The sequence below is a fragment of the Massilia sp. UYP11 genome (assembly GCF_050434805.1).
In the GTDB taxonomy this organism is placed as follows: Bacteria; Pseudomonadota; Gammaproteobacteria; order Burkholderiales; family Burkholderiaceae_D; genus Telluria.
The window spans coordinates 1-13,767 of sequence record NZ_JBNDJE010000037.1; the positions used below are offsets into that span (position 1 = coordinate 1).

Annotated in this window: 14 protein-coding genes and 1 riboswitch; of the genes, 1 reads left to right on the plus strand and 13 read right to left on the minus strand. The window is 68.2% G+C overall.

The annotated features are described in order from the left end of the window. A partial coding sequence (locus tag ABIB38_RS23535) for a hypothetical protein (protein ID WP_429207167.1) occupies positions 1-194 on the plus strand: 194 nt, incomplete at its 5' end. Here the strand turns inward: ABIB38_RS23535 and ABIB38_RS23540 are convergent. The 13 genes from ABIB38_RS23540 to cobT form a co-directional block, all read right to left on the minus strand. Further along, positions 191-1,651: a cobyric acid synthase gene (locus ABIB38_RS23540; RefSeq protein ID WP_429207169.1), complete on the minus strand. Its 1,461-nt coding sequence runs from the start codon at positions 1,649-1,651 to the stop codon at positions 191-193. The genes ABIB38_RS23535 and ABIB38_RS23540 overlap by 4 nt on opposite strands. After that, positions 1,648-2,529 carry a cobalamin-binding protein gene (locus ABIB38_RS23545; protein ID WP_429207171.1) on the minus strand — a complete coding sequence of 294 codons (882 nt, stop codon included), beginning with the start codon at positions 2,527-2,529 and terminating at the stop codon, positions 1,648-1,650. The genes ABIB38_RS23540 and ABIB38_RS23545 overlap by 4 nt, the downstream gene beginning before the upstream one ends. After that, the gene (cobD, locus tag ABIB38_RS23550) at positions 2,526-3,506 is read right to left on the minus strand and encodes a threonine-phosphate decarboxylase CobD (RefSeq protein WP_429207172.1); all 981 of its coding nucleotides are present in this window, start codon (positions 3,504-3,506) and stop codon (positions 2,526-2,528) included. The genes ABIB38_RS23545 and cobD overlap by 4 nt, the downstream gene beginning before the upstream one ends. Continuing rightward, positions 3,499-4,431: an adenosylcobinamide-phosphate synthase CbiB gene (cbiB, locus tag ABIB38_RS23555; protein WP_429207174.1), complete on the minus strand. Its 933-nt coding sequence runs from the start codon at positions 4,429-4,431 to the stop codon at positions 3,499-3,501. Before cbiB ends, cobD begins: the two co-directional genes overlap by 8 nt. Further along, a complete protein-coding gene (gene cobU / locus ABIB38_RS23560; protein WP_429207176.1) occupies positions 4,425-4,985 on the minus strand; it encodes a bifunctional adenosylcobinamide kinase/adenosylcobinamide-phosphate guanylyltransferase in 561 nt (186 codons plus the stop codon). The genes cbiB and cobU overlap by 7 nt, the downstream gene beginning before the upstream one ends. Next, positions 4,982-6,286, minus strand: a complete 1,305-nt coding sequence (locus ABIB38_RS23565) for a cobyrinate a,c-diamide synthase (RefSeq protein ID WP_429207178.1) — start codon at positions 6,284-6,286, stop codon at positions 4,982-4,984. Before ABIB38_RS23565 ends, cobU begins: the two co-directional genes overlap by 4 nt. Next, a complete protein-coding gene (gene cobO / locus ABIB38_RS23570) occupies positions 6,280-6,906 on the minus strand; it encodes a cob(I)yrinic acid a,c-diamide adenosyltransferase (RefSeq protein WP_429207180.1) in 627 nt (208 codons plus the stop codon). Before cobO ends, ABIB38_RS23565 begins: the two co-directional genes overlap by 7 nt. After that, positions 6,903-7,682, minus strand: a complete 780-nt coding sequence (locus ABIB38_RS23575) for an ABC transporter ATP-binding protein (protein WP_429207182.1) — start codon at positions 7,680-7,682, stop codon at positions 6,903-6,905. Before ABIB38_RS23575 ends, cobO begins: the two co-directional genes overlap by 4 nt. Before the next feature lie 7 nt (positions 7,683-7,689). Then, positions 7,690-8,712 (minus strand): FecCD family ABC transporter permease, encoded by a 1,023-nt coding sequence (locus tag ABIB38_RS23580; protein ID WP_429207184.1) that lies wholly within the window; start codon positions 8,710-8,712, stop codon positions 7,690-7,692. Positions 8,713-8,769: 57 nt separating this feature from the next. Next, entirely contained in the window at positions 8,770-10,647 is a 1,878-nt protein-coding gene (locus ABIB38_RS23585) for a TonB-dependent receptor domain-containing protein (RefSeq protein WP_429207186.1), read from the minus strand. A gap of 65 nt (positions 10,648-10,712) precedes the next feature. Beyond that, positions 10,713-10,945, minus strand: a riboswitch (cobalamin riboswitch). 7 nt (positions 10,946-10,952) lie between these two features. Continuing rightward, complete coding sequence (locus ABIB38_RS23590) at positions 10,953-11,495, minus strand: histidine phosphatase family protein (RefSeq protein WP_429207188.1); 543 nt, start codon at positions 11,493-11,495, stop codon at positions 10,953-10,955. After that, complete coding sequence (locus ABIB38_RS23595) at positions 11,495-12,277, minus strand: adenosylcobinamide-GDP ribazoletransferase (protein WP_429207190.1); 783 nt, start codon at positions 12,275-12,277, stop codon at positions 11,495-11,497. The genes ABIB38_RS23590 and ABIB38_RS23595 overlap by 1 nt, the downstream gene beginning before the upstream one ends. Then, positions 12,274-13,305 carry a nicotinate-nucleotide--dimethylbenzimidazole phosphoribosyltransferase gene (cobT, locus tag ABIB38_RS23600; protein WP_429207192.1) on the minus strand — a complete coding sequence of 344 codons (1,032 nt, stop codon included), beginning with the start codon at positions 13,303-13,305 and terminating at the stop codon, positions 12,274-12,276. Before cobT ends, ABIB38_RS23595 begins: the two co-directional genes overlap by 4 nt. Between the last annotated feature and the right edge of the window lie 462 nt (positions 13,306-13,767).

The window sequence follows — 13,767 nt, forward strand, 5'->3', positions numbered from 1 at the left end:
ATGATAGTGCTGCAACCAGTGTGAAAGTAGGTTATCGTCAGGCTAGTTATATAGAAAAACCCCACCAGGTGATCCTGGTGGGGTTTTTTGCTTTCGGCGCCGATATTCTTCGATGGCGATCTGCCTGCACATCTGATTCTCCAACGGTGATCGAACGCGTCGGCGGCAAAGCCGCCAACGCTGCGCTGTTTTAGTTCCCTAGTGTTATCAGGTTGTCCAGCAGGCCTTCCACCGAATCCGCGATCCGGTCGAGACTTGCTTCGCGCAACTGCGCCGTGTCGACCACATGATCGCTGCGCGAACCCGCCCACTGGAGCAGCGCGCTGCAGGCTTCCGGATGATCGAACAACCCGTGCAGGTAGGTCCCCAGGATCTGGCCATCCGCCGATACCGCGCCCTCGCCACGACCGTCGATCGAAAACGCGGGTGTATGCATGGCCGCCCCATGCGATACGCCCATATGGATCTCGTATCCGCTGACCCGGCGCCTGGCGTCATCCACACCGAAGGCACACACGCCCTCGACCCGGGTCAGCCGTTTCTCGCGCGTCAGCTCGGTCTCGACCTCCAGCAGGCCCAGTCCTGCCGATACGCCAGGCGCGCCCTCGACCCCATGTGGATCGTTCACCGACCGGCCCAGCATCTGGAACCCGCCACACACGCCGATCACCTTGCCCCCATAGCGCAGGTGGCGCGCAATCCGTTCAGGCCATCCATTCGCCTCCAGCCAGGCCAGGTCGCCACGCGTATTCTTGCTTCCCGGGAGAACGATCAGATCGGCGCCCGGAATCGCCTCTCCCTGCCGCACGAAGCGCAGGTCGACGTCCGGATGCGCGCGCAGCGCATCGAAATCGGTGTGATTGCTCATGCGCGGCAGGCTGGGCACGACGACCCGAAACGCGCCCTTGTCGGCCTGCGCCGCCTGCACCGCATCCTCGGCATCAAGGAACAGCCCGTGCAGATAGGGCAGTACCGCCAGCACCGGTTTGCCGGTCTGTTGTTCGAGCCACTCGAGCCCCGGTTCGAGCAGCTTGATGTCGCCACGGAAGCGGTTGATGACGAAGCCGATGACGCGATCGCGTTCCGATTGCGACAGGCAGGACAGCGTGCCGACCAGGTGCGCGAACACGCCGCCGCGATCGATGTCGGCCACCAGGATCACCGGGCAGTCGACCGCCTCGGCAAAGCCCATGTTGGCGATGTCGCGATCGCGCAGATTGATCTCGGCCGGGCTGCCCGCGCCTTCGACGATCACCGTCTCATATTGCGCCAGCAGGCGCGCATGCGATGCGAGCACCGCGCCCATCGCCACCGGCTTGTACTGGTGATAGTCGCGCGCATTCATGTCGGCGCGCACCTGGCCGTGGATGATGATCTGGGCGCCGATGTCGCTCGACGGCTTGAGCAGCACCGGATTCATGTCGGTGTGCGGCTCGATGCCGGCGGCGATCGCCTGCAGCGCCTGCGCGCGGCCAATTTCGCCGCCATCGCGCGTGACGGCGCTGTTGAGCGCCATATTCTGCGGCTTGAATGGCGCGACCCGGATGCCGCGCCGCTTGAGCAGCCGGCACAGCGCCGCGACCACCGTGCTCTTGCCGGCGTCCGACGTCGTGCCCTGCACCATCAGCGTCCGGTAGGGAAAGCCGCTCATGTCGATCGACGCTGACGCGCCTGCTCGAGCACTTCGCACATCGCGGCCGTGCCCTGGACCATGCGCGGTCCCGCGCGATTGAGCAGGTTGCCATCCAGCGTGAACAGGTTATTGCTGCGCACCGCGGCCAGGGTGCCGTAGGCTTTCCACAGCTCGACGCCGCCATAGTTCTTCTCGGCGGTGGCGATGATCGCCTCCGGGTTGGCCTGCAACACGCTCTCGATCGAGACGACCGGCGCGGTAACGGTCAGCTTGGCGAAGATGTTCTCGCCGCCGCACAGCTTCATCGCATCGGTGAGAATGTGCTTTCCGCTCAGCGTATACAGCGGCTTGTCCCATACCTGGTAAAAGGTGCGCACCGGAGAACGGTTCGCATACTTCGCGCGCAGGCCGGCCAGCTGTTCGCGCAACTGCGTCGCGCTCGTCCTGGCCGCGGCGTCGGTGCCCAACAACTGGCCCAGGCGCTGCACGGCGTCGGGAATACCGTCCAGGGTTTGCGGGTCGCTCTGGAATACCGGGATGCCCAGTTGGCGCACCATCTCGATTTGCCGCTCCGAACTGTTATGGCGCCAGGCCACGATCAGGTCGGGCTTCAGCGAAACCAGGAGTTCCATGTCGATTTCGCGGTTCGAGCCGATGCGCGGTATGCGCTTGGCCGCTTCCGGATAATCGCTGTAGTTCACGGCGCCGACGATCTGGCTGCCGCCGCCCGCGGCGAACAGCAGCTCGGTGACGCTGGGCGCCATCGACACCACCCGCAGCGCCGGCTTGGCGACGGTGACCGTCAATCCCGCGTCATCCTTGACCGTGATCGCGGCCTGGGCGTGGGCCGCCAGGGCCGCCGCGGCCAGGCCGGCCAGCAGCATCGTTTTCTTCATTGCTTGCTCCATTCGTGAAGTACTCGTTCAAGACGCCGCCAGTCATCTTCGCCGGCGGGCAGGCCGACCCGGATGCCGCGCGCCGCATCGCGGAACAGCCGGCACCAGATGCCGCGCGCCGCCATGTGTTCATGAAAGGCTTCGGGCCGCGCCTCGGGCCACCAGCGAAACAGCGGCGTGCCGGTGCTGGCGATGCCGTGCCCCTGCAGCAGTCGCGTCATCCGTTCACCGGCCTGCGCCAGACGGGCTTGCGTATCCTGTTGCCAGTCCGTGTCGGCCAGCGCCTGCAGCGCGATCTCCTGCGCCGGACCGCTGACCGCCCAGGGCCCGAGCAGGTCGGCCAGATCCGCCAGCACGCGGTCGTGCGCCGCGACGAAGCCCAGGCGCAGTCCGGCCAGCCCGAAGAACTTGCCGATCGAGCGCAGCACGATCAATCCCGGCTGCGCCGCGTACTGCGCCACGCTCAGCGCGGGCATGGTATCGCCGAAGGCTTCGTCGACCACCAGCCAGCCGTCGCGCGCATGCAGCCGCGCCGCCCAGTCGAGCAGGCGTTCGGGCGCGATGGTCTCGCCGGTCGGGTTGTTCGGATTGACGACCACGACGACGTCGCTGTCGCCGACCGCGGCATCCAGCTTCGCATATGGCGCCAGCCGCCGTGTGTGGCCGTGCAGGTTCCAATGGTGCGCGTGTTCGGCGTACGAAGGGCTCGAGACCGTGACACGCGATGGCGCGCGCAAGCGCGGCAGGGCCTGGATCGCCGCCTGGGTCCCGGCCACCGGCAGCAGTTGCGGCGCGCGATAGAACGCGCACGCCGCCGCGAGCAGGGCCGGGTCGGACTCGGGCAGGCGGCGCCACGCCGCGCTCGACGGCGCCGGCGCCGGATAGCCATGCGGATTGATCCCGGTCGACAGATCGACCCAGTCGTCGCGGCCAAAGCGACGCGCGGCGTCGCGCAGGTTGCCGCCGTGTTCAAGCATATGACACTCCGGCCGCCAGCAGGCAGACCACGCCGGCCCACAGCCACGTCGTGCGCAGCACCAGCCGCCAGGCGCGCAGGATGTCGCCGGCGCAGGCGGCAGGCCCGAGGCCCAGCGGCGGACGCTGTTCCACTTCGCCATCGTAGACGGCGGCGCCGCCCAGCGACACGCCCAGGGCGCCGGCGCCGCTGGCCATCACCGGCCCGGCGTTCGGGCTGCTCCAGGCCGGGGCCTGGGCGCGCCAGCACCGCCAGGCGCGCGCGCGACCGCTGCCCGCCAGCAGCACGTACGACAGTGCGGTCAGGCGCGCGGGCAGGTAGTTCAATGCGTCGTCGATACGCGCCGCGCAGCGGCCGAACAGGTTGAAGCGCTCGCTGCGATAACCCCACATCGCATCGAGCGTGTTCGCCAGCCGGAACAGCACCGCGCCTGGTCCGCCCAGCAGGATGAACCAGAACAGCGTGCCGAACACGGCGTCGTTGCCGTTCTCGAGCAGCGATTCGGCGCTGGCCTTGGCCAGGTCGGATTCGTCGGCGTGCGCCGTGTCGCGGCTGACGATGCGCGCCGTGAGCGTGCGCGCCTGCGCCAGCTCGCCGGCGCACAGCGCCGCGTGAATCGGCAACGTATGGTCGCGCAGGCTGCGTAGGCCAACGCAGACATAGAGCAGCACCGCATGCAGCCATGCGCCGGCAAGGTCGGTCAGCGCCAGGCACAGCAGGCTCAATGGCAGGACGGCGAGCGCCCAGGCCAGGCTTCCACGCGCCAGGCGCGACTGCCCATGGTTGAGTCGCCGCTCGATGAAGCCGGCCAGCTTGCCGAAGCCGACCAATGGATGCCAGCGCCGCGTCTCGCCCAGCAGCAGGTCGAGCGCGACGCCGGCGACGAGCAGCAGCGCGATCGTGGACAGCGACAGGCCGGTCAGCACGGCGCTCCCTTCAATACCAGCGGCAGGCCGGCCGCCACCAGCACCGCGCGGTCGGCGCGCGCCGCCACCGCCTGGTTCAGGCGGCCGGCTTCATCGGCGAAGCTGCGCGAGATCGCGCCCCAGGGCACGATGCCCATGCCGACTTCGTTCGAAACGAAGATCACGTCGCCCGCAGGACCGGCGTCCAGCAGGGCCAGCAGCGCCGCGCGCTCCTGATGAAAGCGTGGCGGCAACTCGATCGCGCCGACCTCGGGATAGTCGCGCCCGTCGCAGAACATCAGGTTGCTGAGCCACAGCGTCAGGCAGTCGACCAGCACCAGGCGCTGCGGCGCGCACCAGTCGCGCAGCGTGGGCGCCAGCGCCAGTTCTTCTTCGACCGTGCGCCACTCGGGTGGGCGCCGCTCGCGGTGATGGGCGATGCGCGTGGCCATCTCGCCGTCGCCGGCGCACGAGGTGGCGACATAGACGACCTCCTTGCCCGATTCGCGCGCGATGCGCTCGGCCCAGGCGCTCTTGCCCGAGCGCGCGCCGCCGAAGACCAGGGTCACGCTCACGGCCGCGCTCCGAACAGGGCGGCCACCGCGCGCGGATTGGAAGGGAAGTAGCCGTGGAAGTAGGACGCGAACAGCGAGCCGACCCGGTAGGCGGCTTCGCCCTGGGCGCCGGTCCGCTGCTTCACGGTATGCGCTTGCGGCGCCACCTGCGAGTCGAGCACGGAATAATGGAAGGTATGGCCGCGGATCTCGCCCTGCGGCGTCGGCATCGCATGCATGCCCAGTCCCCCCAGGCGCTTCTGCATCCTGACTTCGCCGGCGAGCAGCCCGGCCATCTCGAAGCGGCGTCCCTCGCCATCGGTCAGGCCATCGGCGAGCGCCATCATGCCGCCGCACTCGGCGACGATCGGCACGCCACGCGCGTGCGCCGCGCGAATGGAGTCGCGCCAGCGCTGGGCGGCTTGCAGCTGCGCGCCGTGCAGCTCGGGATAGCCTCCCGGCAGGTAGACGGCATCGGCGTCTTCCGGCACCGCTTCGTCGGACAGCGGCGCGAAATACCTGATGCGCGCGCCCAGTTGCCCGAGCAGGTCGATATTCGCCGGGTAGACGAAGACGAAGGCCGGATCGCGCGCGATCGCGATCGTGCGTCCCGCCAGCAGCGGCTCTATTGGCGACAGGGCCGTGGCCGTGGCCGTGGATGCGGGCGTGATGACGGGCAGCGCATCCCACGCCGCCCCATCGACATCGATGTCGTCGGCCAGCGCATCCAGGATGCGGTCCAGCTCTTCGACCTCGCCCGGCAGCACCAGGCCCAGGTGGCGCTCGGGCAGCTGATCGTCCTGGCGCGCCAGGGTGCCGATCAGCGCGATGTCGCGCAGCGACTCCTTCACCATCGCCGCGTGGCCGCTGCTGGCGACGCGGTTGGCGATCACGCCGGCCATCTCGACGGGGCCATAGTCGCGCAGGCCCTGCGCCACCGCGCCGGCGGTCTGCGCCATCGCCGAGGCGTCCAGCACCGCCAGCACGGGGATGCCGAATTCGCGCGACAGGTCCGCCGCCGACGGTGAGCCGTCGTACAGGCCCATCACACCCTCGACCAGGATCGCATCCGCCTCGCGCGCGGCGTCGTGCAGGCGCTGGCGGCAGGCGTCGACGCCGACCATCCACAGGTCGAGATTGTGGACCGGCGCGCCGCTGGCGCGTTCGAGCAGCATCGGGTCGATGAAGTCGGGGCCGCACTTGAACACCCGCACGCGCTTGCCCATGCGCACGAGACGCCGCGCCAGCGCGGCAGTCACCGTCGTCTTGCCCTGGCCGGACGACATCGCCGCCACCAGGACGATACGGGCGCCGGTCACCATTCGGTCCCCGCCTGGGCCGCGATGCCCGCCTTGAACGCATGCTTGACCACGTTCATTTCGGTGACGGTATCGGCCACCGCGATCAGTTCCGGCGGCGCGGCGCGGCCGGTGATCACCACGTGCTGCATCACCGGACGATCGAGCAGGTCGGCGATCACGGTGTGCACGTCGAGGTATTTGTACTTTAGGGCGATATTCAGTTCGTCGAGCACCACCATCCCGATCGCGGGATCGGACAGGAACTGCCGGGCCAGCGCCCAGGCTTCCTCAGCCTTGGCGATGTCGCGCTCGCGGCTCTGCGTTTCCCAGGTATAGCCTTCGCCCATCGCATGGAAGCGCACCTCGTCGGGAAAGCGCCGCAGGAAGGTTTCTTCTCCGGTCGACATGGCGCCCTTGATGAACTGGATTACGCCCACCTGCATGCCGTGGCCGAGCGCGCGCGCCACCATCCCGAACGCGCTCGAGCTCTTGCCCTTGCCGTTGCCGGTGTTGACGATGACGATGCCGATTTCCTTGTCGGCCGCAGCGATTTTTGCATCGATGACCGCCTTCTTGCGCTCCATGCGGGCGCGGTGGCGTTCGTTCAGGGCAGCGGTCTGGTCTGGCGTCATGTCGGTCATGCGGAACCCTCCTTGGGGATGAAGATGCGGCGGCCTCCGTGTTCGATCATGTCGATCGGATGGCCGAGGTAGTCGCCCAGCAGCGCCGGGCGCATGATCTGGTCGGTGGGGCCGGCGGTCCAGCGGCCATCGCCCATGAGCAGCAGCACGTGGGTCGAGATGCGCGCAGCCAGGTTCAGGTCGTGGCCGATCATGACCACGGTCCGGTTCTGCTCGCGGCACAGGCGGGCCAGGAGCCCCATCACGCTCACCTGGTGCGCCAGGTCGAGCGCATTGGCCGGTTCGTCCAGCAGCAGCAGCGGCGTTTGCTGGGCCAGCAGGGCGGCGATCGCCACCCGCTGGCGCTCGCCGCCGGACAGGGTGCGCACGTCGCGCGCGGCCAGGTCGTCCACTTCCATCGAGGCCAGGGCCTGCAGGGCGGCCTGGTGGTCGTCGCTGCCCTCCCAGTAGCGGTCGGCGTGGTAAGGGTGGCGCGCCGACAGCACACTCTCCAGCACCGTGTAGGCAAAAGCGTCGTGGCGCGACTGGGCCAGGAAGGCGCGCTCGCGCGCCAGCTCGGTCAGCGGCCAGTCTCTCAGCGCCCGGCCGTTCACCTGGACCGATCCGGCGTTGGGCGGCTGCAGGCCGGCCAGGGTGCGCAGCAAGGTGCTTTTTCCGGCGCCGTTGCGGCCGATGACGCTCCAGCATTCGCCGGCGCGGGCGGTCCAGTCGAGGCCCCGCACCAGGGTGCGCTCGCCGACGGACAGCAGCAGGTCGAGGGTGGAGATTGTGCTCATTTCGTGCTCATTTGCGCAGGCGGTGCAACTGGTAGAGGAAGACCGGTGCGCCGATCATCGCCGTGATGGCGCCGGCCGGCAGTTGCTGCGGCGCGACGATGGTGCGCGCCAGCGTATCGCACAGCACCAGGAAGGCGCCGCCGGCCAGCACGACGGCCGGGATCAAGACCCGGTGGTCGGGCCCGAAGGCGAAGCGGCAGGCGTGCGGCACGATCAGGCCGACGAAGCCGATCGAGCCGGCGCTGGTGACCGCGCTGGCGGTGAGCAGGGCCGAGACGAAGAACAGGCCCTTGCGCAGCGCGCCCACGCGCACGCCCAGCGTCACCGCATTCTCGGCATGCAGCGCGACCATGTTCATGGCGCGCGCATTGCGCATGGCATACAGGAGGCAGCCCGCCAGCACCAGCCAGGGCGCCAGGCGCAGCGGTGCGCCAGCCAGGTCGCCGATCAGCCAGAAGATCATGCTGCGCAGGCGCCCCTCGGGCGCGATCGACAGCATCAGGGTCACGATCGAGCCGCACAGGGCCGAGATGATCACGCCGGTCAGGAGCAGCATCGAGGCGCCGGAGTCAAGCGCCTGGTCGCCGCGCAAGCCGCGCCGGGCCAGCAGGTAGAGCAGCATGGCCACGCCGATGGCCCCCACCAGCGCGGCGGCGTCGACCATCAGCGTGGAGGCCATCAGGAGCAGCGCCAGCAGGGCGCCCACCGAGGCGCCCGACGACACGCCCAGCACGTACGGATCGGCCAGGGGGTTCCTCAGCAGCGCCTGCATCATGAGGCCGGCCAGGGCCAGCGCGCCGCCGGTCGCGAACGCCACCAGCGCGCGGCTGGCGCGCAGCTCGAGCAGGGAAGCGGAGAGCGAATCGGGATGGCCGCTGGCGAGCTGGCGCAGCGCGCCGGGAATCTCGTCCAGCGGCACCCGGATCGAACCGGTCATGCCCGCGAACAGCAGGGTGGCAATGGAAAACGCCAGCATGGCGCCGACGATGAGCGTGGCGCGCTGGCGTAGCGGCGGGACGGATGCTTGCATGCTGGCCTGTCGGTGTCGGACACCCGCGGCCTGGTTGCCGCGGGCAGGGGTTATAGCTTAACGGATGCCGTAGCGCAGGGCCGCGAACCAGGTGCGGCCGCTGGTGCCGTAGTTGCGCGCGATCTCGTACTGCTTGTCGGCGACGTTGTCCAGGCGCATCAGCAGCGACCAGTCGGGCGTGAATTGCCAGGTCGTGTGCAGGTTCAGCAAACCGTAGCCGCCAAGGCGACGGTTGTTGGCGGCGTCGTCGAAACGCTCGCCCGACACCGTCAGTTCAAGGCCGGTCTTGAGCGTGCCCATCGTGTAGTCGGCGCCGAAGCTGGCGTGCTTCTTCGCACGGCGCGCCAGTTGCTTGCCGGTGGTCTCGTCGCGCGGATCCTGCCAGTCGAGGCTGGCGCGCAGGTCGACGCCCATCAGGCGGGTGCTGCCTGCCAGCGAGAAGCCTTCGAGCAGCCCTTCGTTGACGTTGTAGGCGCAGCTGCGGTTGACGCCGTCCGGGCACGGGGTGCTCGACACGATCATGTCGGTCAGGCGGTTGTGGAAGTAGGTCGCATCCAGCCGGTAGCCGTTGCCGTCGTAGCGCAGGCCCACTTCGCGGTTGCGGCCTTTCTCGGGCTTGTTGGTTTCCAGGCCGTAGCCGGGGAAGTACAGCTCGTTGAAGGTCGGGGCGCGAAAGCTCGTGCCGACGCTGGCGGTGGCGCGAAGGCCGTTGCCGAAGTCATAGCCATAGCCGGCGGCGCCGGTGTTCTTGCTGCCGTAGACCGAGCGGTCGTGGCGCGCACTGACGTCGGCCAGGTGAGGGCCGCGCCTGGCCGAGTAGGCGGCCGCATACGAATTGGTGATGCGCGACCGGCGCATCGAGTCGACTTCTTCCTTGCGGTGCGTGTACAGCAGTTGCAGGGTGTCCTGGCCGATGGCGATGTCGTTCTGCCAGCTCAATTCGTCCTGCCGGGTGTCGATCCGGCTGGCGCCGGACGGCGTCGCATTGGTGAAGTTGCCCGACTTGTCTTCCGAGCGCGCGTACTGCACCGTGCTGTGCCAGTTTGGCAGGATCTGGTTGCGCATGAAGACCGCGGCGGTATTCAGGTCGTTGTCGCTGTGGACGTCGTAGCTGGCGGCGCCGCTGTCGTACTGGCTGTACAGGCGGCTGGCCAGGAACTGGGCCCCGATCTCGTGGCCCGGCGCGAGCGCCATCGTCACGCGACCGTTGGCGTTGCGGCGACGGTAGCCGTCTTCGTCCGGGTTGTAGCCAAAGGCGCCCGGGCGGGTCGACGAGAAACCGTCCGAGTCCTCGTAGCCGGCGCCGAACGCGTAGCTGACGGCGTTCGGGCCGCCGCTGCTGCCGTAGATGCCGGCATCCAGCTGGCGGGTGGCGTTGCTGCCCACGCCGACCGAGCCCGTGACCACCGGCGCGCCCTCGCCCTTGCGGGTGAAGATCTGGATCACGCCGCCGATGGCGTCGGCGCCGTACAGGGTGCTGAGCGGGCCGTAGACGATCTCGATGCGGTCGATGGCGCCCAGCGGGATTGCGTTCCAGCTGGCGGTGCCGGTGGTCGCCGAACCGAAGCGCACGCCGTCGATCAGGACCACGGACTGGTTGGCGTTGGCGCCGCGGATGAAGACGCTGGTGGCGGCGCCGGCCGCGCCGTTGCGCGAGATTTCGATGCCGCGCTGGCGGCGCAGGATGTCGGCCACCGAACCGGCGCCGGAGCGCGCGATTTCTTCGGCGCCGATGACGGTGGTGTCGGCGATGACGTCGGCGGCGCGCTGCGCGGTGCGGGTCGCGGTGACGACCACGGTGTCGGCGGTGGGCGTGGCGTCAGGCGCAGGAGCAGGCGAAGGAGCCGGTAAAGGAGCGTCGGCGACGGCGGCGGACGAGATGACGGCGAGGGCAAGCGAGACCGCGGCGGCTTGCCGGGTTACTGGAAAATTCATGAATTGTTTCTTATCAAGGGCAACCAGCCGACGTCCCCGTAGGCCAGATTGAACGGCATCGCGCGAGGCGACGCCACCTTTTGGCCGGTATCCGGGCTGACAAGTATGGCCGTCCGACCTTCCCATGCTCGCGCACAGTGGTATGAGGGGGCGGTTTGCCGCATGGCTCGGGGAGAGCATGCGGCACTTGCTTACCGTTGCGGGGGCAGCACACGTTGGCCCTTGAAAGGAGCTTCGTGTTTCCCGTTTAACTGCGACTGCGAACGCAGGCGCGAGCACCAAAACGCGCCCATTATAAGGCGTCGTCAGGTTTCCAGCATCATCACTTCGCCATAGTCGATCCGGTGTGGCGCCTGGGCCGCACGTAGCGCGGCATCGAGTAGCGTGCCGCCGAGGTACAGGGAATGCAGGAGGCGCATGGTGCCGGCGTGGCAGACGATCAGGGCCTGTGGGTGTTCAGCGCGCCGGATATCGGCATCGAAGGCCGCCACGCGCGCGGCCACGTCCATCACGCTTTCGCCACCGCCGGGGCGGTAATGCAGCAGGTCGGCGCTCCAGGCGTCGATCTCGGCGCGGGGGATGTCGTCCCAGCTGCGCATTTCCCAGGCGCCGAAGTCGATCTCGGCCAGGCGGGCGTCGAATACCGGCGCCGGCGAAAGCCGCTGCGCCAGGACCGCGCTGCGGATCAGCGGGCTGGCGTAGACCGGCATCGCGCCGGGCAGTCCCTGGCCCGCCAGTGCGGCCAGCACCCGTTCGACGTCGGCCTGGTTCGCCGCCAGGTCGCTGCGACCGTAGCAGTGCCCGGCCGGCACCTCGGGCCGTGGGTGGCGCACCAGGTAGAGGCGCATCAGCCCAGCGCGCCGCGGCCGAGCGTGGCCAGCACCGCGAGATAGATCGCCACCTCTGCCAGCTGCTGCACGGCGCCGAGGCAGTCGCCGGTATAGCCGCCCAGCCGGCGCGTGAGCTTGCGGGCCAGCCAGCAGGTGACCACCATGGCAGCGACCACGGCGGCGGCGATCGCGGCCAGGTCGAGCAGGCCGAAGGCCAGCAAGCCAAGCGCGGGCAGCAGTGCGGTGACGGCGGCGATGCCGAACTCCCGATCGCTCATGCGCACCGCCAGCGGCTTGGCCTTGCCCTCGGCGCGGGCGTACTCCATCTGCCAGATCAGGGAGGTGGCGGCCAGACGTGAGAGGGGATGAGCCAGCAGCAGGGCGCCGATGGCGCTGGCTGGCGGCAGGCTGGCAAGCAGGGCCAGCTTCGCACCGAGCATGCACACGATGCCGATCGCGCCATAGGCGCCGACGCGCGAATCCTTCATTATCTCGAGCGCGCGTTCCTTCGTCATGCCGCCGCCCAGGCCATCGCAGGTGTCGGCGAAGCCGTCTTCATGGAAGGCGCCGGTGAGGTAGATGGTGGCCGCGGTGGACAGCACGGCCGCCACCGGCGCGGGCAGCCAGTGCGCGGCCACCAGGTAGACGAGCGCGCCGATGCCGCCGACCACGACGCCCACCAGCGGGAAGTAGCGCGACGCGTGGTTCAGCCAGCCTGGTTCGAAACCGACCCAGCGCGGAATCGGCAGCCGCGTGAAGAACTGCAGCGCAATGAAGAACAGGCGCAGCTGGTGCGTCATGCCGAGCGTTCGCTGACCTGCGCCGAGGCGAAGGTGGTCATCTCGTTGAGGAAGTTGGCGGCGGCGTGCAGCAGGGGCAGGGCGAGCGCGCTGCCGGTGCCTTCGCCCAGGCGCAGGCCAAGGTCGAGCAGCGGACGGGCGCCGAGCTCCTCGAGCAGCAGGGCGTGGCCATGCTCGCCCGAGCAGTGCGAGAACACGCAGTAATCGAGGATGTTCGGCTGCAGGCGCGCGGCCACCAGCAGCGCGCTGGTGACGATGAAGCCATCGATCAGCAGCACCTTGCGCAGTTCGGCCGCCTTGAGCATGGCGCCGGCCATCATCGCGATCTCGAAGCCCCCGAAAGTGGCCAGCACCTCGAGCGGCTGCACGGCGTGCGCGTGACGGGCCACGCTGGCCGCGACGACGTCGGCCTTGTGGCGGACTCCCTGTGGCGTGAGGCCGGTGCCGGCGCCGACGCAGCGCGCGAGCGGCTGGCCGGTCAGCTTGTGCATCAGGGCCGCGGCGGACGTCGTGTTACCGATGCCCATCTCGCCGAAGCCGATCACGGTGCCGGGCAGGTCGCGCGCCAGGGCCATGCCGTGTTCGAGCACGGTCGCGCATTCCTGCGCCGTCATGGCCGGTTCGAGCGCGAAGTTGCGGGTGCCGTTGGCAACCTTGCGGTGCACGAGTCCCGCGCGTTCGCCGAAATCGTGGTTCACGCCGGCGTCGACCACGTGCAGCGCGCAGCCGTTCTGGCGCGCGAACACATTGATGGCGGCGCCGTTGCCCAGGAAGTTCTCGACCATCTGCCAGGTGACGTCTTGCGGGAAGGCGGAGATGCCTTCGGCCACGACGCCGTGGTCGGCGGCGAACACCAGGATCGCCGGCCGGTCGATGCTGACCCTGGTCGAGCGCTGGATCATGCCCAGCTGGGCGGCGAGCGATTCCAGTCGTCCGAGGCTGCCGAGCGGCTTCGTCTTGTTGTTGATGGCGTCCGCCAGGGACTGGGCGAGGGCGGCGTCGGCGGTCGGGACGATCGTGGGAATCATATGGACGTATATAAAAGGGTAGGTCGCAGAATGCGGCGGCTACGATATCACAGTCGTAAACCTTGCAAGACGGCCTTCGGCTTGCTATAGTCTCGCTCCTCGACGCAGACGCCGCCTCACGGTAGCGAAAGCGAAGAGAAAAAAGAGGTTGACGAACGATGAGAAACACTTCATACTCTCGCCTCTCTGCTGCTGACGAACACAACGCTTCGAAGCAAACTGCAGATGCAGTACCGAATAAAGTTCTTTAAAAATTAACAGTCGATAAGTGTGGGCGTTTGATGAAGGTGCCAGGAACTTCGGTTCTTGCATACTTAAATTATCAAATGTTCACAAAAAAGAAATACGTTGCTTCAGCAATGAAGTAACGGTCAGTATTTTGAGTGAGCGACTCGGCTAGCAATAGCCGATGACTCGAAAGAGTCAACAAACAGAGATTGAACTGAAGAGTTTGATCCTGGC